We start from the raw sequence: 25,477 nt of genomic DNA on the forward strand, positions 1-25,477 counted from the left end.
GTCCATCGAACGGAAAAGGGGTTGCGGGAAATGCGAAGATCCATTCGGGTGGGGACGGCGTTGGCTGCTTTGCTCGCTGGGCTGATCGTGATACCACCGGCCGCGGGTGCGGAGGAGGACGGCATCGGTATCACCGCCTCGCCTTCGTCTCAGAAGGCGGCCGCGGATTTCGACGGTGACGGGTTCGCCGACAAAGCGGTGTGGCGCCCCGGAAACGGCATTTGGTACGTGATCCGCAGCAGCAACGGAAGTGTGGTGACGCAACAGTGGGGCGTTTCGGGTGACGTTCCGGTCGCCGCGGACTACGACGGCGACCATCGGGCCGACTTCGCCGTATGGCGGCCGAGCAACGGTACTTGGTACGTCATCCAGAGCAGCACCGGCGCGGTGGTGACCCAGCAGTGGGGCGTGGCCGGTGACGTTCCGCTGACCGGCGATTTCAACGGTGACGGGCGTTCCGATTTCACCGTGTGGCGGCCCAGCAACGGTGTCTGGTACGTGCTGAACATCGCCACCGTGCAGTGGGGAGTGGCCGGTGACGTCCCGGTGTCCGGCGATTTCACCGCGGACGGACGGGCCGATTTCACCGTCTGGCGCCCCAGTGACGGCGTCTGGTACGTACGGGGAATCGCGACGCAGCAATGGGGTGTCGCGGGTGACATCCCGGTGGCCGGTGATTTCAACATGGACGGACGTGCCGACTTCGCCGTGTGGCGGCCGAGCAACGGTGTCTGGTACGTGCTCGGTATCGCGACGCAGCAATGGGGCGTCGCCGGCGATGTGCCCCTGGCAGGCAATTTCGGTGGCGACCCACGGGCGGACTTCGTGGTGTGGCGTCCCTCGAACGGGACTTGGTACGGCCTCGGCCTGTTCACCACCCAGTGGGGGGTACCGGGCGACGTCCCGGTGTGAGCCGCGTTCCTGCCGCCAACCGGGTGAAGGAACGGCGGATTCGGCCGTGTGACGTAAGAACGCCGTAGCTCGGACGTATCCCCGACGGTGAGGGTGGCCGGCCTGGCCGTCCGCCCTCGCCGGGGATGCCGTGCCGCTGGTAGCAACAGCGGCACGGCATGGTCCCTTCTTCCTCAGGTGATCCGGTTACGCGTGGTGAGCCTGGGCCGCGTTGCGTTTGCTCAGCCACACCCACGCCGACAGGCCGAGCGCCGAGAGCGCCGCTGCCCGCAGCACCACGGACCCGGCGAGCAGCACGCCGCACAGGACGGTGCCGAGCACGACGAGCAGGATGACGGCCTGCCACGTGTGCTTCCACTCGCCGGAGGTGACGCGGTTCGCCATGTCCCACCAGCCGCGGGCGGAAGACCGGCACGGCGGCTGGAACACCAGCGCGGTTTCGGCGGGCTGAAGCGCCGGGATGGCCGTGGCGTCCAGCAACTCGTCGAGACTCACGTACTCCGCCGCCGCGGCGGGCGGCACCACGTTACTTCCGGGATCGGAAATGACCGGATCGAGCGATGGTTTCTCTGGCGGTTCACCGGTATCGAACGGTACGGTCTCCATGTTCTCGTGTCTCCTTGCTCTTGATCTGGGTCTGGCTTCACGACGAACACTCACGCGGCTCCCTGTGCCAGCAGGGGGCCGCGTCCATTTCTGGCTTGAGTGCGGGAAGGCGACGCACACACTGGTCGCACGACGTTGCCTCCCCGACCGCCGTTGAAAGCCAGCTTGCAGAAACGCACGCGAGAAGGCGAGTCGCACGAGTAGGTAATCGGCGACCGGTCTCTCAACGAGGGTGAGCGGTCGAGGGGTAATAATCGCTCCGGCGCGGAGCGTGAATCCGCGTCTCGCCATTTCCCATAATGCACCCGAAAGTGTGACTCGATCTCACTTTCGGTGCGGCATGTCGCTTTCTACTTCGCAGTAAAGCACAGTGGGGTGAGTTCTCCTGGGTGAGAAATGGCGCATGCTCGAATATTCGCGAGCCGGTACGGTCGAGGACGTCCGTGCGGCCGCACGGACGTCGCCTGTCCGGCGCGTGCTGGTGACCATTGAGCGCAGGCGCGGCCGATTCCGGTATCTGACGATTCGAAGGCTCACCGCGACGGCACTCGATGGCCGCTGCCGAGGCAGATGAAGGGGCGGCGCAGCGGATCCCGGCCGACGACCTCGGCCAGCGCCTCGGCCATGGACCGGCCCCGCCGGAGCTCCTCGTGCAGTTCGACGGACACCGCCGCGGCCGCCTGATCACCCACTCGGTTGACCGCCGCGACGATCGTCGCCGAACCGGACGCGAGCAGCGCGCCGGCGAACCCGAGCGCTTCGTCGCCCGGCCGGATGCGGGAGAGGGCGAGTTCGCTGGCGGCGAGCACGACCTGGCGGGGCGGACGACGCAGATTCACGAACTCGTGGGCGTACAAGGGGCCATCGGCGAGGTCGATGCGGGAGAACAGCGCGTTGCCGGGTTCGTGCCGGCCATGTGCTGCCACATGGGCGAGTTCGGCGCCGTCGAGGGCGTCCAGGACCCGCGAGACGGTCGCCTCCCGGCCGGTCAGCGTCCACGCCTGCGGATGGATGGCGCGGAGGACGTCGACTTCGCCGACGGCCGAAGGAAGATGCGGCCCCGAGACCAGCACGACCGCTCCGGCGCCCGGTCGCGGGGAGACGTCTTCCGCGGCCAGCCACGCCGTCGCCGACGGCGCGACCGTGACTGCGGTGCCCGCCAGTGAGGGGAGCGCTCCCCAGTGCACCGCGTGCAGGGTGCCGGTCGGCACGATGATCAGCGGCCGCTCACCGGTCACGCGGATGATCGGCGACAGCAGTTCCCGGTCGAGCTGCTCCGCCGAATGTGAAGCCGATCTGGCGACGACGTCGACGAGGGGGCGGGGGAGATCGTCCGGGGCCAGCGCGTCGAGATCGGCGTGCAGCCTCCGGGCCCGTTCGTCCACTTCGGACGCGGAGCCCAGTTGGACGAGGTGTGCGGCACCGTCGACCACGACCACGGCGTACCAGGTCTCCCCGGAGCGGGCGAAACTGACCAGCGCGCGGCTTCCCAGCTGCGCGGAGATACTCGCGAGATCGGCCGCCGGCCGCGGGCTTCCCCACGGGCTCGAATGCCACGCGAGACGCGTGATGTCCTGCTGCAACTCGGAAAGCCGCGCCGCCAGCCGGGTGGCGGGCTTTCCTTCCCGGCGCGCGGAGTGCAACGACCACGCCACCGATCGCATCTCGTCGACCCGGTCACGCATGATCGGGTCCCGTGACGTCGTCAGCGGGCGATAGCGGTACACCTGTGCCTTGGTCAGTTCCAGGACACGGAGCAGGGTTTGCGGATTTCCCTGCCGCAGGGCCAGTTCGACGGCCAGTTCGCCCAGTTCCCTGCCGTGTGCCGCGGCACCGGACACCACGTCGATCCCGCCTTGGCGGTCCCTGGTGGCGTTGAGTTCCGTCAGTCCGCGCCGCGCTTGGGTCAGGGCACGACCGTGGCCCGATGCGGCCGCGAGTTCGGTACGCGCCAGATGCCAGAGCACCCACTGCTCGATCGGGGCGTTCTTGCCAGGGCGGCGCACCTGCCGCAGCAGGGACAAAGCGACGTCCAGCTGTCCTTTGTGGACCGCCAAGCGGACGCCGAGCAGCTTCGCCGTCGCGGCTTCGCCGGAGAGACCGAACTCGGTCAGGCGGTCGGCGAGCGCGGTGGCCCTGGCCACCGACGCGGATCTGGCGGGTGTTCCGGCCAGCGTCAGTGCCGTGTCCGCCCGCAGCCGCGTCAGCTTGGCGATCTCCACCCAGTCGTCGTCGTGCCGACGGGCGAAGCGTCGTTGCGCCGAAGCGGCGAGCTTGCGGGCTTCCTCCGGATCGTCCTGGAGGAGTTTCGCGGCGGCGGCGACGAGTTCCGCCTGTGCCAGTTCGTGCCCCGAGCTCTGCCTGCGCAACGCGGGCAGGGCTTCGTCCAGCACGGTGTCGGCCTCGCCGGACAGCCCCGCGTCGAGCAGCGCCTTGGCCTGATCCAGTTGCGCCGCCGGAAGCAGGTCCGGCGCCTCGACGGCATACAGGCGGAGGCAGAGTTCGTAGTGCCGCAACGCGGTCGCGAAGTCGCCGGTATGCCTGGCGAGCGTGCCCAAGCTCCGGTGGGCGTGTGCGCGCAGCAGGCCCTGATCCTGTTCGCGCGCCAGGCGCAGGCTGCCGGACAGGTCCCGCTCCGCGTCCTGCACGTTGTCGAGCGCCAGATGCGCCAAGCCTCGATCGAGCAGCAGCGGCGCGATCCGCCCGCCTTGGCCGATCGCGCGGTCGTAGTGCGGCAACGCTTCCGCCGCCCGGCCCGACCGGTGGAACCGTCTCGCGAGTTCCCCTTCGGCGCCGTCGCCGAACGGAAGCGTGCCGTGCGGTGAGACGGAGTCGCCGTGGTCCTGATAGTCGCGGTACAGCGCGGATTCCGCGTCCGACTGGTACGACTCGGCGATGTCCCGCGCTGTCGGGTCGTCTTGATCGAGGGCGAGCTCGGATTCCGTACCGGCGAGGCCGATCCGGCGCAGCGCGGCGTTCAGCAGCCGGGGAGACCGTTCCCCCAGCTCGGCCGCGAGGTCGCGCAACAGGCCGGGGATCGCGGTGATCTCCTTGATCGACAGCCGATCGGCGACCGTGACGGCCTCCGTGCCCAGGTCGTCCGCCAGGCTTTCGCCCAGCGGCAGGCCGTACCGTCGCAACCGGAGCAAGCACACGAGAAGACTCAGCCGGCAGATCAGATGCGGACCGGTCGGCGGCAGGCGGCGGGTTTGGCCGAGTGTTTCGAGCAGGTAGGGCTTCGCCCGCGCGGCCTGTCCGAGCCGCTCGTCCATCCTGGCCATGTGCAGGGTGAAGAGGACGAAGTCCTGCATCGCGCCGGTGCGGGCCAGGCGTTTGCGTTCGGCGACGGCGACGGACAGGGCCTCCTCGTACCGGCCGAGCTGTTCCAGCGCCTGCACTCGCAGCCCGCTCAGCACGGGGGACTCGTCGTCCGTCCGGCCGACGTGCTCGGCCAGCTCCCGCAGCGCGTCTTCGCCGTTGCCCGCGCTGACGAGTTCCGCGGCCCGGCGGGTCACCAGCCGTCTGCCGACCTCGGTGTCGGCCTGGCGAAGGTCCTCGTCGGAGACGGACAGCGTCGGGGACTTCGCGGCAAGGTACGCCTTGGACGCGGGAGGGAGATCGTCGAGCGTCGGCAGCAGATGGGCCAGCACGCGGCCGTCCCAGCGCGTGTCGAGGGTTTCCCGCCGCTGGCCGAGCATCAGGCGGTGGTAGATCTCCTCGGCGCGGGTGCCCACCCCGCCCTGTCCACTGTAGAACTTCACGGCCGCCCGGTGGATCCGGTTCGCCACAACGGATTCATCCGCGGCGAGGCGGTGCAGCATGGTCTGCCGCACGTCGGCGCGGTGGACCACCGCGCGCCCGTCCGGCGTGCGGGTCACCAGCATCGCCTCGCGCGCCAAGCCGTCGAACAGGGCGAACGCCCGTTCGGCGTCGGGCACGTCGACACCGCACGGCTTGGCGAGGACGTCTCGGATCAGCTCGGGTGTCACCCGGCGCAAGGTCAGTCCCGGATGGGCGAGGCGCCGGACGTCCGGGTCCTGGATGTGCCCGAGCAGGCGCCGGTACAGCTCGCCCTCGATCGTCCCCCGGTGTACGGCGATGTCCCGCAGCGCCTCGTCGTCCGAGGCGTTGCGCAGCACCCCGGCGGCCAGGTGCAGCGCGAGCGGGCTGGTGCCGACCTGGTCGACGATCCGCCGCGCGTCCGTCGGCGGATGCGCGGGCAGGAGCTTGAGCAGCAGCTCGACGGCTTCGTCGTGGTCGAGCCCGTCCAGGCGGATCTCGTCGAAGTCCAGCTCGGGCGCGGGCGACCGGCCCGCGAGCACGATCGACGGCCGCTCCAGCCGGCGCGAGAGCCCGCCGAGGAAGTCCGAGAACCGGCGCTGGATGGGCCGGTCGCGCCGTTGCACCTCCTCGAAGGTGTCGAAGACGACCAGCAGGCGCTCGCCGCCGAGGGCACCGGCCAGCCGCTCGATCAGGTCCTCGTGAGGGAGCCTGCCGCTGCTGCCGGCGCTCGGGGACTCGACGACGCGTTTGCCCGAGCGCAGCCGCTCATGGCACCGGGTGGCCAGGCTCGCGACGGCGTCGTGCCCGGCCGGATCCGTGAGCTGCACGGTCACCTGCCGCGCGATCGCCGCGACCAGGCTCACCGGTTCCGCCGGATCGACCGCGCTGTGGTCGAAGTTCAGGTACGCGACCAAAGCGCGCCGCCGATCGGCGAGGTTCAGCAGATGACGGACGGCCACCGCGGATTTGCCGATCCCGCCGAGACCGTGGACGAGCACCGGCATGCCACCGTCGCGGAACCGGGTTTCCAGTGCGCGCAACACCTCCGCGCGGCCGACGAAATGGTCGCCCGCGAGCACCCGGAACGGTTCCAGCAGTTCGCCGACGCCGAGTTCCCTCGCCAGTTCGTCCCCGGTCGGCACGTGCTCGGCGGCCCCGCCGAGCCAGCGTGCCAGCCAGGCCACCGCGCGGAGCCGGGGAAGGCTGAGCGAGTCCAGATCGACCGGCGCACCCGCGCCGACGTACTGGTCGATCGCCCATTGCCGGTCGTCGGACGGCCTGCGCGGGATCCTCTCCCAGGTGTCGCGCAGCGCGGCGAAGCCGACCTGCAGGACGAGTGAGCGGCGCACGGAATCGTTGAGCCGCCAATGCCGGTGGCCGTCGCCGGTGCGGACCCTTGTCGAATCCGGGAACAGCGCCGGCCCGGCCTTCTCGGCGAGTTCGGCGCCCACCCCCAGCCACGGCAGTTCGTAATGCGACAGCAGGGTGGCGCGCAGCCGTAATTCGTGCGGAGAGGTCATGGCGCACCCGCCGGGGTGAAATGCAGATGCGCGGCCCGGCACGCGGCGCTTCCGAGCACGCGGAGGTCGTCGAGGTCCGCCTCGCCGAGCACCTGGTCGACCAGTGCCTCGAGTTCGTCGTCCGAGATCGGTTTGCCCACGTGATCCGCGAGCCCGCGGAAGAAACCCTGCAGGTGCGAAGTGGTGACGCCGGTCAGCTTCTCGTGCCGGAGCACCTCCAGCACGGCGGGGGAGAAGTCACCGGGATGACCGGTGACGATGAGCCTGGCGCCGGGGAGCTGGCCGGCCTCCACCTCCTTCGCCAGCTGGGCGACGACCATGTGCACCCCCGACGACACCTGCGGCCGGTCGAGGCCGTCGATGAAGATCCACCGCATTTTCTTCGGCAGGGCGGCGAAACGGCCGACGAAGACGTCGACTAGCTCCCGGACCGTTCGGGCTTGTTCGGTGTGCTGGTCGACGGGAAAATAGGTGGGCAGGCCCAGCCTGGCGGCGAGTGCGGTCATGAAGCCGGTCGCGTCGACGTGGTCGTAGAAGTCGTCCTCGACGTTGACGAGCCTGAATTCGCAGGCGAGCGCGGGATCACCGGCCATATGCTGGATGAGGTGGCGGCTGTAGGACTTCCCGCTGCCGGGTTCGCCCGTGATGCTGAGGACGGGGAACTGTTTCCTGGCCAGGTCCACCAGATGCGCGCGCAGATCCCGCCGGTCGAGCAGCGCGCGCTGGCAGCCGGGCCCCAGCAGCAGCGACAAATGCCGTTCCCGTGGGGAATACCAGCTGCCGTCGGTGTTGTGCGCGGCGAGCACGGCGTCCAGATCCGGCCCGACGGCCGGGCAACGAGCCTTGACCAGCTCGATCAGGTGGGCCAGCCGTCCCGCGTCGGCTGCGTCCCGGGTGATCGTCGGCCACAGCTGCGCGGCCGGCTGGCCCCAATCGACCTCAAACGGCGCCAAGCCGGCGCCGCGGTAGATGTCGATCAGTTCGTCACGCAGGTAGAACGCCTTGTTGAGGGTGTCGTGCAACAGGCGTGCGGTGCCGTCGCCCCAGTCGGGGAAATGGATCCAACGAACCATGTCACTCCCGGCCCGGAGGGACGCCGAGTTCGGTGAGCCGCTCCACCACGCGGCCGATGGCCCGTCCCTGATTGCGATAGGCGACACCGTCGTCGGCCGTCGATCGCACCCATTGGTGGTGCAGCGCGACGACACGCCAATACCTGTCGAACACCGGCGAGCCCGACGAGCCCGCTTCGGTGTCGGTCCAGTACTGCACCACGTCGTCATCGGCGTACCGCACGAGGTTGTGGTGCATGGCGATCTTCTTCGGCAGGCCGCGCGGATGCTGGATGATGTAGACGCGGTCGTCCGCTTCGACGGTGGCGGCCCGGTGGAGCGGCACGATCGGCACGTCGTCCGGCATCGGCTCGGCGGTGGTGACGACGGCGAAGTCGTGCGCCCGGTCGCCGTCGATCGACGCGGCCTCGCACCGGATCACGACCGGTGTCCGCGGTGCGCCGGCGCTGTCCAGCTCGTAGTGGAATTCCGCCTGGACGGCCTTCGCCCGCCTGTCGCCATACCGCCAGTCGTGGAGGACGTGGTGGTTCGTCAGCAGCGTGCGCGGGCCGATCCGGAAGGCCGTGCCGTGACAGCCCTCCTTCTCGAACGACACCGTCATCCGGCAGACCGACTTCGCCCTGTCCAGGCCCTGTTCCAGGAAGGACACGTCGAACAACGTCTCCTCGTCGTCGAAGATCTGCCGCTCGAGGCCGCCGAAGTTGGTCCAGCGCCCGTCATCGGGCGTCAACGCGGGAGCCTGGTCCTCGGGGATCCGCGCGGTGAGGACCGGCGCCGTCTTCGACAACTCGTCGATGCGGGCGGCCAACGCAGGCCATTTGTCACCGACGTCGGTCAGCAATTGTTTCACCCGAAAGTGTGCCGCGGCTTCGTTCAGAATGTCGAACCACAGGCGTTCGGCTGGCTGATTCCAGGAGATCCGGGCCGGGGGCACCCCCGCCCCGACCGCGACGAGTTCGATGTCCCGGTCGCGGTAGATCGCCGTGCTCAACGCATTCCGCAGTTCCTGGAGGCGCTGATCGGTCCAATCGAGAGGGAAGGAATCCGGAATCGGTGCCATCCGTGGTTCCATCCCTTTCGGTTCAGGTCGCGACGCCTCGTCTCCGGGTGGCGTTCCCATCACCATAGCGAGTCGAGGACGAGGCGCTTCAGGGCTTCCGGCCGACACCGCCGAGGATGAGCGAGCCGTTCGGGGTCGCGAACGTGATCTCCGGTTCGGCCGGGCTCGCGTCTTCGGGATGCCACTGCGTTGTCCAGGTCAATCCTGGCGGGAGAAGGTCGAAGTCACCGAACAATTCCCGGATCTCGCCGTGATTGCGCCAGATCACCGGACTGCTGCCGCTGTCGTACAGTTCCTTGAGCTTCACCAGCGGCTTTTCGTATTCCGGCGGCACACCTTCGTCGGTGATATGGGAGATCGCCAGATAGGAACCGCTCGGTACGAGTTCCCGATAGCGTTCGACGGAGGCCGGGCCGACGTCGCCGGTGTCGCCACTGCGCGGGGACGCCGGCTGCTGGACGTGCAGGACCGCGATGAGCAGGACGGCCACGGGTTCGTCGAGGTCGAGGATCTTCTGCTCGGCGACCTTCGCCCACAGCCGGTCGGGCGCGCGCAGGTCGGCGTGGACGGCGGCGTGGCGCCGGGGATCGCCGTGTTCTTCCAGCAGGGCTTGGGAATGGGTCACCGCGACGGGCTCGTAGTCGACGTACACCACGCGTGCCTTTCCCGGCGCCACGTCGTCGGCGACCTGATGGGCGTGCTGCATGGTGGGCAGTCCGGCGCCGATGTCGATGAACTGGGTGACCCCCAGGCGCAGGAGATGGCGGATGACCCGGTGCAGGAAAACGCGGTTGGCCTTGGCGATCGGCCGCAGCATCGGGAATTCGCCGAGCACCCGGTCGCCGAATTTCCGGTCGATGGCCCAGGAAGCGGTGCCTTCGAGGTAGTAGTCGTAAACCCGGGCGACGCTGGGTTTGCCCATGTCGACCCCCGGTGGTGGGTACGCCTCTTCGGCCACGGCCGTTCCCTTCCTCGTCTCCACCCTGAACCTCTTGACCGAACGTAGCGGCCGAGTGACCTCACGCAATAGACGGCACTCGAAGGAAGGCTCACTCGCGATCGGGGCCACCGGACCTTTGCCGCTGAAACCGGCGGTGCAATTCCGTACGGGTCTCGTCCGCCGTGGCGGCGGTGTCCAGCAGTGCGTCCCAAGCCTTGGCGTAGGTCTTGATGGACCGCCGGGTCGACCAGTCGATACCGGCGCTGTTCTCGCTGTATCCGATGTCTTTTCCGTGGTCCGCGCGACGGAAGATGATGAAATCCGGATCGACGTAGGCGGCCGCGCGGTAGGGAACGTAGCGAATGGTGACATTGGCGCGGCGGGTCAGTGCCAGCATATGACCGAGCTGGTCTTCGATGATGTCGTCCTTTTGCGCGCACAACCGGTCGAGCGCGGCTTCGCTGATCACGAACACGAAACCCTTGGCGGGATGGTTGAACAATTCCTGCCGCTTCACGCGCTGGGTGAACCTCGGCGAGACCTCCATGCTGAGCCCGGTGCCGCCGAACTGGTCGTACATGTAGGCCTCGCTCTGGATCAGGCCGGGGATCCGCTCGCCGGTCCAGGAGTGGACCTCCGCGGCCCGTGCCTCCGTCGCCAGTACCTTCACGAACCATTCCGGGGTGCCGATCCGCTCGCCGGACCAGACGCGCCGAGGCGCGTTCGCCCTGCTCCACAGCATCCACATCTTCTCGGAAAGCCGGCTTTCCACGGCGCAGTCGGTGATCCAGAGGCCAAGATCCTCGTGGGAGATCGACGTGGTCCCGTGCTCGATCTTCGTCACCGTGCTCTGCGACTTCCCGATCAGCCGCTGGATGTCGACCTGCCGCTTGCCCGCGTTCTTTCGCGCGGCGGTCAGCAACTCGCCGAGATCACGGCGAACGGTCTGGTCGGTGGGGGGCTGCCGATCGTCCACGGTCACCGCTCGCACCGTCCCGGGGCGACGGCCGGTCGCGCCCCTTCAGGACCTCGAGCAGGGCCTGCCAGCTGCGGGCGGGAAAGGTCAGGATCGGCGAACGCCGCCCGAGTTTGCTGTCGCGCACCCCCGTGACGGCCTGGTCGCCGAAATTCACCTCCACGCAGGTTCCCCCATTGGGCCCGCTGTAACTCGAACGAATCCAGTCCGCTTCCCGAAAGACGGCGGCCGGGTACTCGGTGTCGTAGAACCGCATCGCTCCCCCTCAGAGCCCGCGAATCGAATAGCCGAACCCAGAGTGGGCGTCGAATATTCGGTCCGCAAGCCGTTGGCGAATCGATCCGGGACATGTTCACTCCAAAGATATCTTTGAGCGCAATTCTGGCATACGCGGCCGAAGGGGCCTTTCCCCGCGTCTCGTGCGGTGAAGGGAGCTTTCGTCGCATGGCATGCGGGGAAAGCGTCCTTCGGCCGCCGGCCCCCTTTTCCTCGCGTTACTGATCCGCGTCGCGGAGGTCGGGCATGCCCCGCAACTGCCTGCGCGAGGTGATCCCGAGCTTGCGGAAGATGTTGCGGAGGTGGGCGTCCACCGTGCGGGGGCTGAGGAACAGGCGCGTGGCCACCTCTTTCGAAGTCGCACCCGCCGCGACCTGGCGCGCGATATGCGTTTCCTGCATGGTCAGGTGGTCGTAGGAGTGTCCGGAGCGGCTTCGGGCCACCTCCCCGGTCGCGCGCAGCTCGTCGGCGGCCCGCCGGGTGAACGCCTCCAGCCCGATCTCCGACAGCTGCTCGTGCGCGGTGCGCAGATGTTCGCGCGCGTCGCGACGGCGCCCCGCGCGGCGGAGCCACTCCCCGTACCGCAGGTGCGCCCGCGCGAGATGCACCGCGAGCGGGCCACCGGCCAGGTGTTCGAGGGCTTCCCGGTGGTCGTCTTCGGAGTCGCTGACCAGCGCCCGCGCACCCGCCACGACACCGAGGGCGAAGGTGGTTCCCGCGGGTTCCGTGCGTTCGGCCAGCGATTCCAGCGCCGACCGGGCGACGTCGTCGTCCCCGCACCGGACCGCGGCTTCCACCAGCTCGGGCAGCGCGATGCCGGCGAGGAACAGGTCGCCGCTCGCCACGGCCCGCTTCGCCGCGTCCAGCGCGGCCGGGTACTCGGCGAGTCCGTTGTACAACACGGCTGTGGCCCAGTGGGCGTTCGCGGTCAGCTGGCCGTTGCCCCGGCTCGTCGCCTCGGCGAACAGGTCGAGCACCTCCTGACGGCGTCCGCGCATCGCCGCCAGATGCACTCTCGGGTAGAGCTGCGGCGGATCGCCGACGGCGTCCGCGATCGCTTCCTCTTCGGCGATCGCGGCCATCGCCTGTCCGAACTTCCCGGTGAGCACCGCGTGCAGCGCCACCTGCGACAGGCCGAGCCGGATGGTCATCGGCGCTCCCGTGCCCCGCCCGGTCCGCACCAGCCAGCCGACGATCGTCGCGTGCAGCTCGATGTCCCACAGTTCACCCGCGAGCACGGTGGCCAAGGCCGGTGTCCTGGTCCAGCCGTCGTCGTCGCCGGTGAGGACCCGGCGAAGCGCCGGTACGCCGGCGTGGTGGCCCTCGGTGGTCAACCGCACGAGTGCGTCGAGAAGATCCGGCGGCCCGGACACCGGCGGCGCCGAACGGGCCGCGTCGAGGACCCGGTCCAGGACGCCTGCCGCCCTTCCGACGACGAGCCCCATCTCCAGCGCCGCGACGAAACACTCCCGCGACCGCTCCGGCTCGACTCCGGCGAGCCGTTGCGCGGCCCGCAGGATGAGTTCCGGCCCGCGGACGGCACCCTCCGCGCCTTGCACGAAGGCGATCCGCCCGCGCAGCAAGTCCACCGAGGCGTGCTGGGGGACAGCCAGGTTTTCGGTGTCGATACTGGCCAGCAGATCCGCCGCCGCGTCCGTCCCGCCCGCCTCGAGCGTCGTCCGCGCCGCCGCGAGCGTGCGTTCGGTCTGCTTGGCGGGGTCGAGTGACAGCGCCGCCGCGCGTTCGAGGAAAGCGGCGGCGGCCGCGACACCCCCGCGTGCCTGCGCCCGCGAAGCCGACAGTTCCAGCTCCGCCGCGACCTGCTCGTCCGGTCCGGTGGTGGCCTGAGCACGGTGCCAGGCCCGCCGGTCTCCCGCGGCTTCCGGATCGGTGACCTCGGCCAGCGCCCGATGGGCCGCGTGGCGCCGGTCCGGCTCGGCCGCGCGGTACGCCGCCGAGCGCGCCAGCGGATGGCAGAAGCGCGCCCGCGTGTCGAACACGATCAGCCCGGACGCTTCGGCGGCGGCGCTCTCGGCGGGCACGTCGAGGCCCCACCGCCGTGCGGCCGCCCACAGCAGGGCTGGGTCGCCGGTGGGATCGGCGCTCGCGAGGATCAGCAGGTGCCGCGCGTCCGCGGGCAGTTCCGCCATCCTCGCCCGGAAACTCCGCTCGATCCGGCTCGCGATCGGCGACGGCGCCGGCAGCGCGAAGCCACCCGCTTTCGGCAGTTCGATCAGGGCCAGCGGATTGCCGCGTGCCTCGGCGAGCAGGCGATCACGCACGCGCTCGTCCAGTGTCACGGTCTTCTCCTCGGCCAGCAAGGCACGCGCGTCCGCGTCGCTCAGGCCACCGACCGTCAACCCCGGCAGCTCGTCCAGCCCGCGGATCGGGTTCTGGTCACGGGCTGCGAACACCATCGCGATCGGCTCGGCCGAGATACGCCTCGCCAGGAACGTCAACGCCCTCGCCGAGGCGGTGTCCAGCCAATGCGCGTCGTCGACCACGCACAGCATCGGACGCGCCCCCGCGGTGCCTGCCAGCAGTTCGAGCGCGGCGAGACCGACCCGGAACGGGTCCGGCGCGCCGTCGGCCAGCCCGAACGCGACGAGGAGGGAGTCACGGTAAGGAGCCGACAGCTTGTCGAGGTGCGCCAGCGCCGGGACGCACAGCTGATGCAGTGCGGCGAAGGGCAGCTCACCCTCGAACTCCGAACCGGACGCGCGGATGAGCTGGAATTCCCCCGCCGTCGCGTGCGCGACGTGGTCCAGCAGCGCGCTCTTGCCGATGCCGGGTTCACCGCGGAGGACGAGCACGCCACCCTCGCCTCGGCCCGCCGCGTGGACCAGGGCGAGGAGGCGATCTAGCTCGTCCCGCCTGCCGACGAGCGAGCGGGAGGACGTCGGGGCCATGGCCCGAACCCTAGCGAGGTGAACCAAGCCGTGTCCGGCTTAGGTGATTGTCACCGACGCGAGCGGAGGAGTGCCCGCGCGATCGTTACGGCATGACAGTACGAGCGAAGACACGGATATCGCGTGGGGTGGCGATGGTCGGCCTCGCGTCAGCCATGTTCCTGGTCATTCTCGACGCCGCGATGGTGAATCTCGCCGGATCCACGATCCGTCAGGGGCTGGCGCTCACCGCCGCCGAGCTGACAGTGGTCGTGGACAGCTATCTGGTGACGTTCGCCGGTCTGCTGCTGCTCGGCGGCAGGCTCGCCGACGTACTCGGGGCCAGGAAGGTGTTTTTGACCGGGATGGGCGTCTACCTGGCCGCCTCGGCCTTCTGCGCGCTGGCCACCAGCGGCGGGATGCTGATCGCCGGGCGGATCGGGCAGGGGATCGGGGCGGCGGTCCTGATGCCCGCCGCGCTCTCGCTCGTACTCGGCATCTACTCGTCTCCCGCGGAACGCACCCGCGCGATGGGGATTTGGGGCGCGGTCGCGGGAACGGGCAGTCTCGTCGGCGTCTTCCTCGGCGGAACGCTGACCGAACTGCTCGGCTGGCAGGCGGTGTTCGTGACCCCGGTGCCGTTCGGCGTCATCGGGGCGATCGTGGTGTGGCGAGCGGTGCCGCCGGTCCCCGGCAGGCCGGGCCGGTTCGACGCGCTGGGCGCCGTCACGATCACCGTCGGGATCTCCGGGCTCGCGCTGGGCATGGTCTCCGCCTCCGACGCGGGATGGACCGCGCCCGGCACGATCGTCGGCCTCGTGGCCGGACTCGTTTCCCTGGTGGCGTTCGTGTTCGTCGAGCGGCGTTCCGCCCGGCCGCTGGTCCCGCTCGGCGTGTTCCGCCGGAAACCGGTGGTCACGGCGAACCTGGTGATGGTCCTGATCGGCGGCACCCTGACGAGCCTGTTCTTCTTCCTTCCCCAATACCAGCAGGACATCCTCGGGATGAGCCCGCTGGCGACCGGCATGACCCAGCTCCCGCTCGCCGTCATGATCATCGTGGGCAGCGTCCTCGCGCCGATGCTCGCGAAACGCGTCGGACCGAGCCGCGCGCTGCCACTCGCCTTCGTCGTCCTGCTCGCCGGTTTTCTTTGGCTGGCACTGGATCCGACGACCAGCGGCTTCTCGGCCGGCCTGCTGGGCGCGTTCCTGCTGATCGGCGCCGGACTCGGGCTGGGCGCCGTCAACGCCACCGCGATGGCGGTCCGCGACAGCGCGGACGGGGAAGCGGGCCTGCTCAGCGGACTGGTCAACGCCGCGCAGCAACTGGGCGGCGCGGTCGGGCTCGCCGCGCTCGCCGGAATCGCCATCGGCGCCGCGGGAACACACGGGGACATCTCGTTCACGACCGCTTTCCTCGGCGAGGCCGCGCTCGTCGTCATCGCCCTCGCGGTGTCGCTCGTTTCCGCGGCAAGGACACGACACTGATCTCCGCAACGAAAGGACACTCCACAATGGACACCGTGCTGGTGACCGGCGCGACCGGAACCGTCGGATCCGCCTTGATCCCCGCCCTTCAGGCTCGCGGAGTCACCGTCCGCGCCATGACCCGCGACCCCGGTCACCTCGTTCCCGGCGCCGAAACCGTGGTCGCCGACCTGCGTGATCCCGGATCGGTCGCCGCGGCGCTGCGAGGCGTCGACGCGGCCTTCCTCAACAGCCCCTCCGCACCCGACGCCGCCTCGCTCCAGATCAGGTTCGCCGACCTCGCCAGGGACGCCGGGGTGAACCGGCTCGTGCTGCTCTCGCAGTACGCGGCACAGGCGGACTCGCCGGTGCGATTCCTGCGGTGGCACGCGGAAGTCGAGGCGCATGTCGGATCACTGGGGTTGGAGCACACCGTGCTGCGCCCCAACCTCTACCTGCAAGCGCTGCTCGCCTTCGCCGGCACCATCTCGCAGGGCTTCTTCGCCGCGCCCATCGGCGACGCGGCCGTCAGCGCCATCGACACCAGGGACATCGCGGACGCCGCCGCGGCCGTGCTGACCGGTCCGGGACATGCCGGCCGCACCTACACGCTGACCGGACCCCGCGCCGTGACCCACACCCAGATCGCCGACGCGCTCTCCACGGCCACCGGGCGGAGCGTCACCTTCCACCACACGACCGCCGATCAGTTCGCCGCCGCGCTGACCGGTCTGCTCCCGCCCTGGCAGATCGAGGGCCTCGTCGAGGACTACGCCCACTACGCCAGAGGCGAAGCCGCCGAAGTGCACACGTCCGTCGCCGACCTCACCGGGAAACCCGCGCGGGACATCGTCGGCTTCGCCCGCGACCACGCCGCCGCTTTCGCTTCCGTGTGAAAGGAAATCCGATGATCTACCACTGCATCCGGTTCACTCTCAAACCCGGTGTCACCGAGGACGAAAAGACGGCAGGGCTCGCGCGGATGGCCGAGCACAGCACCGCCATTCCCGTCATCAAGGCTCGCGTCGTCGGCCCCGACTTCGGTGGGGAATTCGAGTACGGCGCCGTCACGGTGCTCGAAGACATCGAGGATTACGAGCAGTACATGAATCATCCCGCGCACCTCGAAATGGACCGGACCGGATTGCCGCTGATCGACAGATTCGTGTCGTACGACGTCACGGACGACCCGGACCCGGAGATCGGCGCGAAGATCGCCGACGTCCACCGGCGCCGATTCGAGAACGTGCCGGACGTCGCCGAGCTGGTGGCAGGCCTCAACGAGTACAGCGGCAGCGCCGCACCCGGCCCGCACTCTCGCGGGTAGAGAGGCCCTCACCGCTCACGAGACCGGAGTCAGGACGGTTCGTCGTAGCGGCTGGTGATCGCGGCGGCGCGGTCGCGCAGGGAGGCGCGCAACCAAGGCGGGGCCAGGGCTTCCGCGTCCGTGGAGAGCTGCCACAACGCCCATTCGGCGTGGCGCGCGTCCTGGAAGGTCACCTCCAGTCGCAGCCTGCCGTCCTCGTCGGTCTCCTCGGCGAGGACGGCCAGCGCGGTGCCCACGAGCTCTTCCCGCCGCCCCGGGGCGACGCGCACCTGCACGGCGACCTGGTCCCCGCCGGTCCGGAACCGCGTGCTGCGTTCCAGCCAGGCCCGGTCCAGATCGACCCGGTCCGGTCGTTGCGCCGGTTCGGGAAGTTCCTCGGCGGCCCGCAGCCGGGACAGCCGGTAGGTGCGGTCTTCACCGGATCTCGTGGCCAGCAGGTAACCCCGGTCCCGGACGGTGACCAGCCCGATCGGGTCCACCGTGCGCCACTGCGCCGCCCGCCCCGTCGGCGCGTAATGGATGCGCAGCTTGTGCCCGGCGAACACCGCCCGCCGCACCTCGGTCACGATCGCGTCGGACACCTCCTCGGCGGCCTCGCGGCGGGAGAGGAGGTCGATCTCCGGGTCGACGAGCAGCCGCCTGGCCGCGCCCGCCGCGGTGTCCCGCTGGCTTTCCGGCAGCGCGTCGATCACCTTGAGCATGGCCGAGGCAAGCGCCGAGCCGAGGCCGAACGCCTGCGCGCCGCGCCGTGATCCGGCGATCAGCAGCGCGAGCGCCTCGTCGTTGTTCAGCCCGGTGAGTTCGGTCTGGAAACCGGGCAGCAACGCGAAACCACCGTGCCTGCCGCGTTCGGCGTAGACCGGGACACCCGCCGCGGACAACGCCTCGATGTCGCGCAGCACGGTGCGGGTGGAGACCTCCAGCTCGCGGGCGAGTGTGGTCGCGGACAGCCGGCCGCGGTGCCGCAGCAGCAACACCAGCGAGACCAGCCGGTCGGCACGCATGGGAAAACTCTAGCGGAATACACGACACAGGATGTCGTGATTCGCTGCGAGGCTCATCCCCATGACAAGCAGGACTGTGGCCACCGAGCCGAACGATCTTGGCAAATTCTTCATCGAGCGAGGCAACGCGGGCGATGTCGACGGACTGGTGGCGTTGTACGAACCGGACGCCGTACTGGCGTTCCCGCCGGGCAACATCGCGACCGGGCACGCGGAGATCCGCAAGGTCTACGAGGAGTTCGTCGCGGCCGCGCCGGAACTCCTGCCGGGCAGGCAGCATCCGGCGCTGGTGGGCGGCGACCTGGCACTCACCGCGTCCACGCTGACCACCGGTGAGACGACCATCGAGGTCGCCCGCCGTCAGCCGGACGGATCCTGGCTCTGGGCGCTGGACCAGCCGGTGTTCGTGCCGTAGGGAAGGTGGCCTTCACCCGCCATCGTTGTGGTTGCTGAGGCTGGGGGTGGGATGAAGGCTCCCTTCGCCGCTTCTGATGCGACTAAGGGAGCCTCGGCCCAGGTCAGGTGCGAGGGGGTCGTGAGTGGCGATTCGGGTTAGAACGCAATGCCGCGCAGCTTAAGTTGATCTTGGGCGGCTGCCGGTCTGCTCGATCAAGCCGGACAAGTCACCGGCAGTGGACCCGGGGTGCGACTGTCCAGACGGGACGCCAGTCCGGATCAAGGTGCCCGATTTGGGTACTTTGCGCAGCTGCGAGAGGGGGTCGTGAGTGGCAATGAGCGTTAGAGTCAAGGGTGTCTTAGGTGCCTACGTGGTTGAGGCTGCGGTTGATGCCAGGCCCCGGACTCGGTCATCGCCGCGTTCGCCCCACAGGCGCCAGCAGTCACAGCAGTGGCGCGTGAAGGCCGCCTTCCCTTGGCTCAGCCGAGGAAACTCGACCTTCACACCTCCCCCAGGTACCCAAAGGACTCCAGCCAGGCGCTCACGTGAGTTTTCGCGATCGTGGTGATGTCGTGAAGGGCCCCTTTGAGACGATGAACGTCTCAAAGGGGCCCTTCACGCGCAGAACCCGAGTACATGAAGGACCCCATCCTTGCGCCTAGGTACAGGAAGGGGTCCTTCATGTACTTCAACCCGGCATCACGTCATCACGCAAGAAGCGCCACAGGTCACGCAATAGGTACCCAAGGGGAAGCTCGCTAGAACCACCTTTGCCACTCACGACCCCTTGATAGAACCGCCCATTTCATCATCAATCGGGCATTCAGTCATCGAGATGTGTCCACAGTGGACGCTAGGGGCGTGCAGGCTTTCGTCGGGCAGGACAACCGAGCGCTTGACCTGCGGCAACCGTCGCCACTTGCGATCAAAACCCCGTCCAAGATCAACTTAAGCTACGTGGCATTGGGTTCTGACCCTAATCGCCACTCACGAGTTCCAGCACCGGCGATGTCACGTGACTGAACGGACGACACGCGTGACTGGACGGACGACACGCGTGACTGGACGGACGACACGACCGCAGCCGGGGTTCCGCCACGAGTCGTCCGCCGGATCACGTGTGCCGTCCCTTCCAACACGCGTGCCGTCCGTTCAGTCACGCGAAACCGCCACCAGCGCACCGGCAGTAGGTACTTAAGCCACCCTTCGGGTTCTAACCCGAAGCGCCACTCACGACCGCCTGCCCCGGCGTCAGATCGTGCAGTTCCTGGCCGTACCCGTGTTCACCTTGGCGCCGGTGAACTCCTCGATGATCGCGATGTTCTCCGGGGCGTAGTTCTTGGCGACGATCTTGGCCACGTCCGCACTGCCGAGTTTGGCGGCGTGGGGCGCGGATTGATCCAGCCAGTAGGCCGTCCGGAGGAATTCGATGAGCACGAATTCACGCAATTCGGGCTGGGCCTTGATCTTGGCCCAGTAAGCGGGATGGTTCGCCTTGGCGACGCGCAGGTAGAGCTGGAGGTAGCGCATGTTCGTGGCCGCGATGTCCCGCGAATTGCTCGCGCCCACTCCCTGGATGTACTCGGCGACGACGGTCGCGGCGGGCAGTCCCATGAGTCCGGCGTTGAGTTCCGCGATGACGCCTTGCATCTTGTACGAGCCCTGCTGCTGGTCCCGCAGGTAGATGTCGTCCATCGAACGCGTCAGACCGTCCGTGATGAGCGGCAGTATTTCGCGGCGCGGGAAGCCGCCGTGGATCGGCACCTTCATCGCCTTGCGGGAAGCGTCGATCCACGCGGAGACGTACACGTCCCAGGAGGTTCTCGAAGGATCCAGATCCCACATGTGGGTCTCTTCATGGATCGCCACCATCAGGGATTCGGCGAGGGCGTTGAAGCTGGTCTTGTTCACGAACTGGCTGAAGTACTTGTCCTTGGCCTGAGCGATCGCGAGACCCTCTCCGCTGGGCCAGCGCCGCTTGTACACGGCTTGGATCGTCTGAAGCCACTTCGTGGACTGGAAACCGGCCTTTATGTCACTTACATCGGCTTTCGGTTGTACGGGTTCCTCATAACAGAAGGGAGCGCGGGCGGTCGCCGTCTCCTGGGCGGAGACAGGGAATGGGGTGAGGGACAGGGCGAGGCACGCGGTCAGCACGGTAATGCCATATCGGCGCATAAGGACCTCGGTTCACGGTAGGGTTTTCCGTGGGGCGGACGGAAGTGTCCCCTACCGATCACCGTTAATTCAATGATCCGGCTCGTACTACGGCTGTACAGGCTAGGAATTATGGCGGCGAACGGGCGAATCCGCGGCGAGCCGGGATCGGCGCATGCTGTAACCGAAGTAGATCAGCAGGCCGAGCGCCATCCAGCCGGCGAAGACGATCCAGGTCGCGCCGTCGAGGCTGAGCATCATGTAACCGCAGCACAGCACGCCGAGGACCGGCGTGACGGGGGAGAACGGCACGCGGAACGAGCGCGGGGCCTCCGGTTGCCGCTTTCGCAGCAGCAGGACGGCGACGTTCACCAGCCCGAAGGCGAACAGCGTGCCGATGCTGGTGGCGTCGGCCAGCTTCCCGAGCGGGATGAACGCGGCCAGCGTCGCGACGAAGCCCGAGACCACCAGGGTGTTGATCCGGGGAGTGCCGGTCTTGGGGTCCACTTTGGACAGCGAGGCGGGGACGAGGCCGTCGCGGGACATCGAGTACAGGATGCGGGTCTGTCCGTAGAGGACGGTCAGCACGACGCTGGAGATCGCCACGATGGCGCCGACGGCCAGCAGCCCGGCCCACAGCGGGTTGCTGGAAACGGCGCCGAGCACGTGCGAGAGCGCGGCCTCCTTGCCGTCGAACTCCTGCCACGGCAGCGCGCCCACGGCCGCCACGGCGACCAGGCAGTACAGCACGGTGACGATCGCGAGCGAGAGCAGGATCGCCCTCGGCAGATCCCGCTGCGGGTTCTTCGCCTCTTCACCCGCCGTGGAGGCCGCGTCGAAACCGATGTAGGAGAAGAACAGTTTCGCGGCGCCGGCGCTCAGCCCGGCCAGGCCGAGCGGCAGGAACGGGGCGAAGTTCGCCGCCCGGACCGCGGAGAACGCGATCGCGCAGAACAGCACCAGCGTGCCGACCTTGACCACGACCATGATCGCGTTGGCCCGCGCGCTCTCCTTCGCGCCGGACAGCAACAGGAACATGGCGAGCAGTACGACGACGATGGCCGGGACGTTGACGATCCCGCCCGAGCCCGGCGGCTGGCTGAACGCGTCGGGGATGGCGAATCCGAACGCCAGCCGCAGCAGTTCGTTGAGGTACTGCCCCCAGCCGACGGCCACCGACGCCACCGAGACGCCGTATTCGAGCACCAGGCACCAGCCGCAGACCCAGGCGACCAGTTCGCCGAGCGTGGCGTAAGCGTAGGAGTAGGACGAACCGGACACCGGGATCATTCCGGCGAGTTCGGCGTAGGAGAGCGCGGAGAACAGCGCGGTGATCCCGGCGAGCACGAACGACAGCACGACCGCCGGGCCTGCCACGGGCACCGCTTCGCCGAGCACGACGAAGATCCCGCTGCCCAGCGTCGCGCCGATGCTGAGCATGGTCAGCTGCCCGAGCCCGAGGGAGCGCTTCAGCGTGCCGTGCTCACTGTCGGCGATCAGATCGGCGACCGGTTTCCGCCGCACCGCCGCGGCTCGCAAAGTCATGCCGAGGACCGTATCCGCCGTGCCGAACCCGCAGAACAGGAGATCGTTGCTTGGTTACCTGGATTACAGGCGATTCGTTGAACGGTACCAGTCGATCGTGAAGAATCGTTCTACCGGGTGGTTCCGTCCACCGGGCTGACCGCCGCGCCGCCGCTCGTCACCGCCAGTACCGTGTCGCCGCAGCGTACGACGTCGCCGGGAGCGAGCGGGACCGGCCCCGCGACGCGTTCGCCGTTATGGAACGTCCCGTTGCGCGAACCGAGATCCACCAGGACCGCGCCACTCTCACCGACGGTGATCTCGGCGTGGTCGCGGGACACGGCACCGTCATGGCGAAGGGCGACGTCGGCATTCGCGTCGCGGCCGATGGCCAGCCGCCCCAGCACGGGCAGTTCCCGCAGGCGGGCCCGCCCCGAACCGTCGACCCAGGTCAGCGCCGGTCGCCCGGCCCCGGCGGCACCGGGGGCGGCCACCCGCAGCAGGGTCGCCGTCCCGGCGTGGGCGAGCACCGCGCGTTCCAGTTCCCGCAACGCCGGCCCCGGATCGACGCCCGCCTCCTCGGCCAGGATCCGCCGCGCCTGCCGGAACCGGTCCAGGGCCTCGGCCTGACGTCCCTCCTGGTAGAGCGCGACCATCAGCTGACCCCAGAACCGTTCCCGCAGTGGATGTCCGGAGACCAGGTCCTCGAGCTCCCGCACCAGACCGGGGACGTCACCCGCGCGCAGATCCGCGGCGATCCGCGCCTCCAACGCCTCCCAGCGCATCTCCGCGTAGAGGGCGCGGGCGGGGCCGAAGGCGGTGTGATCCGGCAGGTCGGCGCAGAACGGGCCCCGCCACACTTCGAGTGCCCGCCGGTATCCCGCCGCGGCGCCGCCGGTGTCGCGTGCCCGTTCGGCGGCCCTCGCCCGGCCGATCGCGTCCTCCGCCTCGCGGATGTCGGCGCGTGCGCCGAGAAGCCGGTAACCCGCCGGTCCGTGGAGCAGGGATCCCCCGTGCGCCCCCAGGTTCTGCCGCAGATGGTGCACGTGGACCTGTACGGTGGCGCGGGACGCGGGCTTGCCGGTGTCGGAGTAGATCGCCTCCGCCAGCCTGTCCGCGTTCACCGGCGCCTCCCCGGAAGCGGCAAGCACGGCGAGCACCGCCCGCGGCCGCAGACCACCAGGTGTGGCGGATACGCCGTCGACGACCAGCTCCACCGGCCCCAGCAACCGCACCTCCACCGTCACGGGGCCGATCATCTCAGGTTCCTCCGGCAGCTTGAAGCGACCTTGAAGCGAGATGGGCTTAACTGACCGCCATGACCACATTGACCGCACTCGAAGACGTGGTGGACCGGCACGGACGCGACGCGCTGTCCGACCCGATCGTCCTCACCGGCGCGCTGCGCAGTCTTCCCGACCCGCCTCCCGACGCCGAGATCACCGTGCTCGCCGCGGCGGCGGGGGCGGGCGCGGCCCAGCGGATGCGCGCCGTACTCGAAGACGGGGGCACGCCCGCCGAAGCCCATCGGGCGGCGACAGAAGCTTGCGGTGGTGACGCGGGTGCGGAATGGGCGTGCGGGCAACTCGGCGCGGCACTCGGCTTTCTCCCGAGGGACACCGCGGCCGACGAACCGACCACCGCGTTGACCACGGTGCTGACCGGCGAGGAGCCGAAGCGCGGCAACCGGATCGCCGTGATCGCCGGGGCGGTGGTCCTGGTGGCGGCCGTCGCCGCGACCGGCGTGGTCCTCGCGCTCGGCCGTGACGACGAGCCGGAGGCCGCGCCACCGGGCGCGCCGTCGTCCTCCGTGCCCACTTCGGCGCCGTTGGGTTCGGCGCCCCAGGGCGGATCTTCCTCGGCACCGGTTCCCGAGGAAGCGGCCGCGGTCTTCAAGGATCCGGATCTGCTCGCCGCGGCGAAGCCGTACCTCGATCACCCCGACGTCCGCTGCGAAGCGGCGAAATCCATCGTGAGTGTCCGGGAAACCGTCAACTGCGAGCTGGGTTCCGGCATCATCGCCAGCTTCCGCGTGCTGTTCTTCCCCAAACAGCTCACCGCGCTGCGCACGGTGCTGCAGACAGACAACGACGGCGCGCGGCCCGGTTCGATCCGGACGCTGCGCTGGGAATACGTGCCGGGGCGGCCGGGTATCCGCGCGGGCATCCCGGTCGGCACCCCGCGCACTGGCGACGGCACCCGGATCCGTTTCCTGGAGCCGGAAAACGGCTACGCCCGGCTCTACTTCGACGAGGACTCCACCGGCGTCGCCGTCTACATGCAGGCGGGCACCGACGATCAGCAGGTGCTCCGCAAGTTCTGGGCGGATCCGGACGCGTGATGGACGACCGGGATCCCCGCCTCGCCGAAGTCGTACGCCGCTTCGGCCGCCACGCGCTGACCGATCCGGTGGCGCTCCGGTCCGCGCTGGAGCAGTCCGGAAACGCGTTCAGCGCGGCCGAAATCGACTCGCTCGTGGCCGCGCTGCGCGATTCGGGAACGCTGGAAGCGGCCCTTCCACGTGATCCCGAGCCGACCGGGCCCCCGCTGAACCCCACTCGCGTGGAGAACCGGCTCACCTGGGACGGCCGTCCGGGTCGCACGACACGGTTGCTTCCTTCTCGCGCACGCAAGAGGTGGCTCCTCGGCGGGGCGGTACTGCTGGTGGCCGCGATCGCGACCGGCGTGGTGGTCTTCGTGCAGGGCAAGGAAAAGCCCGCCGCGCCACCACCGGACCGCTACGCGCTCGACCAGGTTGCCGGCCGCTACCGCGCGCTCGGCGCCCGGTTGCTCGACGGCGCGGTCCGATGCGCTCAGCAGCCCGCGAAGCCCGGCGAGATGGAACGGGTCGGCTGCGACGCCGGGCTGTACGCCCTCACCCTGGTCACCTACGACGTGCCGGGCAGGCTCACCGAGTCCAGGGCGCTCGCGAGCGCCGCCGGAGCGGTGCGTTCGGCGGGCAACCTCGGTCAGGGCGCGGCGTTCGCGATGCGGGAACTCCCGTCCGGGGAATCGACGGTCTACTGGGACGTCGACAGTCCCCGTCCGGTCAGCGCGACGCTGACGGCACGGAAGACCGGGCTCCCCGCACTGGTGGAGTTCTACGACGCGCGTCAATTCGGGGTGCTCAAACGCCCCGAGGTACCGGGGGCCGCGTTCTCCTCCGGCGCGCTGTGGGATTTCGCGCAGGCACACGTGCTCAACGAGCAGTCCGCGAAGTGCCAAGCGGTCCCCGCCACGACCGGCACGGCCGAGACGGTCAAATGCCCGCTGGCCGACGGCGCGATGCTGGTGTTCAGTTCGGCGTCCGACCACGACGCGCTGATCAAGTTGCGCTCGGAGAACTCGGCGAACGGCGGTGTGGTGCCGGGAAGTGTCGAGGTGCGGACCTGGAACCGGCTCGGCGGCCCGGTCGTCGGCCAGTTCATCCGGTTCGTCACCGCCGACGACCGCAGCCCGGCCATCTATTTCGACGACGACGCGAAACTGATCTACGGCTGGTTCTTCGGCGCACCGGGTTCGTCGCCGGAGGCGCTGATGGAACGCTGGCAGCGCGGCTCGCGGTGAT

General features: G+C 69.2%; 19 protein-coding genes. 7 read left to right on the top strand and 12 right to left on the bottom strand.

Annotated elements, in window-relative coordinates:
• The first annotated feature begins 30 nt into the window (after positions 1–30).
• Complete coding sequence (locus DMH03_RS18465; protein ID WP_125793265.1) at positions 31–912, top strand: FG-GAP-like repeat-containing protein; 882 nt, start codon at positions 31–33, stop codon at positions 910–912.
• A 186-nt stretch (positions 913–1,098) separates the two neighbouring features.
• Here the strand turns inward: DMH03_RS18465 and DMH03_RS18470 are convergent, their stop codons facing one another.
• The 8 genes from DMH03_RS18470 to DMH03_RS18505 form a co-directional block, all read right to left on the bottom strand.
• Positions 1,099–1,518 (bottom strand): hypothetical protein, encoded by a 420-nt coding sequence (locus DMH03_RS18470; RefSeq protein WP_125793266.1) that lies wholly within the window; start codon positions 1,516–1,518, stop codon positions 1,099–1,101.
• A gap of 533 nt (positions 1,519–2,051) precedes the next feature.
• Positions 2,052–6,821, bottom strand: coding sequence for a CHAT domain-containing protein (locus DMH03_RS18475; protein WP_125793267.1), 4,770 nt, complete (start codon positions 6,819–6,821; stop codon positions 2,052–2,054).
• Positions 6,818–7,894 (bottom strand): hypothetical protein, encoded by a 1,077-nt coding sequence (locus tag DMH03_RS18480; protein WP_125793268.1) that lies wholly within the window; start codon positions 7,892–7,894, stop codon positions 6,818–6,820. Before DMH03_RS18480 ends, DMH03_RS18475 begins: the two co-directional genes overlap by 4 nt.
• 1 nt (position 7,895) lies before the next feature.
• Complete coding sequence (locus DMH03_RS18485; RefSeq protein WP_158633100.1) at positions 7,896–8,954, bottom strand: trypsin-like peptidase domain-containing protein; 1,059 nt, start codon at positions 8,952–8,954, stop codon at positions 7,896–7,898.
• A gap of 88 nt (positions 8,955–9,042) precedes the next feature.
• Positions 9,043–9,876 carry an SAM-dependent methyltransferase gene (locus DMH03_RS18490; protein WP_125793969.1) on the bottom strand — a complete coding sequence of 278 codons (834 nt, stop codon included), beginning with the start codon at positions 9,874–9,876 and terminating at the stop codon, positions 9,043–9,045.
• Between the two features lie 127 nt (positions 9,877–10,003).
• Entirely contained in the window at positions 10,004–10,876 is an 873-nt protein-coding gene (locus DMH03_RS18495) for a helix-turn-helix transcriptional regulator (RefSeq protein WP_158633101.1), read from the bottom strand.
• Complete coding sequence (locus DMH03_RS18500) at positions 10,827–11,126, bottom strand: DUF397 domain-containing protein (RefSeq protein ID WP_125793271.1); 300 nt, start codon at positions 11,124–11,126, stop codon at positions 10,827–10,829. Before DMH03_RS18500 ends, DMH03_RS18495 begins: the two co-directional genes overlap by 50 nt.
• Before the next feature lie 238 nt (positions 11,127–11,364).
• Positions 11,365–14,055 (bottom strand): AAA family ATPase, encoded by a 2,691-nt coding sequence (locus tag DMH03_RS18505; protein ID WP_125793272.1) that lies wholly within the window; start codon positions 14,053–14,055, stop codon positions 11,365–11,367.
• A 92-nt stretch (positions 14,056–14,147) separates the two neighbouring features.
• Between DMH03_RS18505 and DMH03_RS18510 the strand changes: the two genes are divergently transcribed.
• Genes DMH03_RS18510 through DMH03_RS18520 form a run of 3 tightly spaced genes read left to right on the top strand, consistent with a single transcriptional unit; the run spans position 14,148 to position 16,827 of the window.
• Positions 14,148–15,521: an MFS transporter gene (locus tag DMH03_RS18510; RefSeq protein WP_233611551.1), complete on the top strand. Its 1,374-nt coding sequence runs from the start codon at positions 14,148–14,150 to the stop codon at positions 15,519–15,521.
• A 26-nt stretch (positions 15,522–15,547) separates the two neighbouring features.
• Entirely contained in the window at positions 15,548–16,396 is an 849-nt protein-coding gene (locus DMH03_RS18515; protein WP_125793273.1) for an SDR family oxidoreductase, read from the top strand.
• 11 nt (positions 16,397–16,407) lie between these two features.
• Entirely contained in the window at positions 16,408–16,827 is a 420-nt protein-coding gene (locus DMH03_RS18520) for a Dabb family protein (protein ID WP_125793274.1), read from the top strand.
• A 29-nt stretch (positions 16,828–16,856) separates the two neighbouring features.
• On the opposite strand, the gene DMH03_RS18525 is transcribed toward DMH03_RS18520, so the two are convergent.
• On the bottom strand, positions 16,857–17,831 hold the full coding sequence (locus DMH03_RS18525) for a YafY family protein (RefSeq protein ID WP_125793275.1): 975 nt from the start codon (positions 17,829–17,831) through the stop codon (positions 16,857–16,859).
• Positions 17,832–17,907: 76 nt separating this feature from the next.
• Between DMH03_RS18525 and DMH03_RS18530 the strand changes: the two genes are divergently transcribed.
• The gene (locus DMH03_RS18530) at positions 17,908–18,246 is read left to right on the top strand and encodes a nuclear transport factor 2 family protein (RefSeq protein WP_125789601.1); all 339 of its coding nucleotides are present in this window, start codon (positions 17,908–17,910) and stop codon (positions 18,244–18,246) included.
• Positions 18,247–19,479: 1,233 nt separating this feature from the next.
• On the opposite strand, the gene DMH03_RS18535 is transcribed toward DMH03_RS18530, so the two are convergent.
• The 3 genes from DMH03_RS18535 to DMH03_RS18545 all read right to left on the bottom strand — a co-directional run bounded on the left by DMH03_RS18535 (position 19,480) and on the right by DMH03_RS18545 (position 23,168).
• Positions 19,480–20,214 carry a hypothetical protein gene (locus DMH03_RS18535; RefSeq protein WP_125793276.1) on the bottom strand — a complete coding sequence of 245 codons (735 nt, stop codon included), beginning with the start codon at positions 20,212–20,214 and terminating at the stop codon, positions 19,480–19,482.
• 294 nt (positions 20,215–20,508) lie between these two features.
• A complete protein-coding gene (locus DMH03_RS18540; protein WP_125793277.1) occupies positions 20,509–21,930 on the bottom strand; it encodes an amino acid permease in 1,422 nt (473 codons plus the stop codon).
• Between the two features lie 110 nt (positions 21,931–22,040).
• The gene (locus tag DMH03_RS18545) at positions 22,041–23,168 is read right to left on the bottom strand and encodes a BTAD domain-containing putative transcriptional regulator (protein ID WP_158633102.1); all 1,128 of its coding nucleotides are present in this window, start codon (positions 23,166–23,168) and stop codon (positions 22,041–22,043) included.
• Positions 23,169–23,227: 59 nt separating this feature from the next.
• On the opposite strand from DMH03_RS18545, the gene DMH03_RS18550 reads away from it, so the two are divergent.
• On the top strand, positions 23,228–24,250 hold the full coding sequence (locus DMH03_RS18550; protein WP_125793279.1) for a hypothetical protein: 1,023 nt from the start codon (positions 23,228–23,230) through the stop codon (positions 24,248–24,250).
• Positions 24,250–25,476, top strand: coding sequence for a hypothetical protein (locus DMH03_RS18555; protein WP_148106384.1), 1,227 nt, complete (start codon positions 24,250–24,252; stop codon positions 25,474–25,476). Before DMH03_RS18550 ends, DMH03_RS18555 begins: the two co-directional genes overlap by 1 nt.
• Position 25,477: the final 1 nt, after the last annotated feature.

Source organism: Amycolatopsis sp. WAC 01376 (assembly GCF_003947415.1).
Taxonomy (GTDB): Bacteria; Actinomycetota; Actinomycetes; order Mycobacteriales; family Pseudonocardiaceae; genus Amycolatopsis.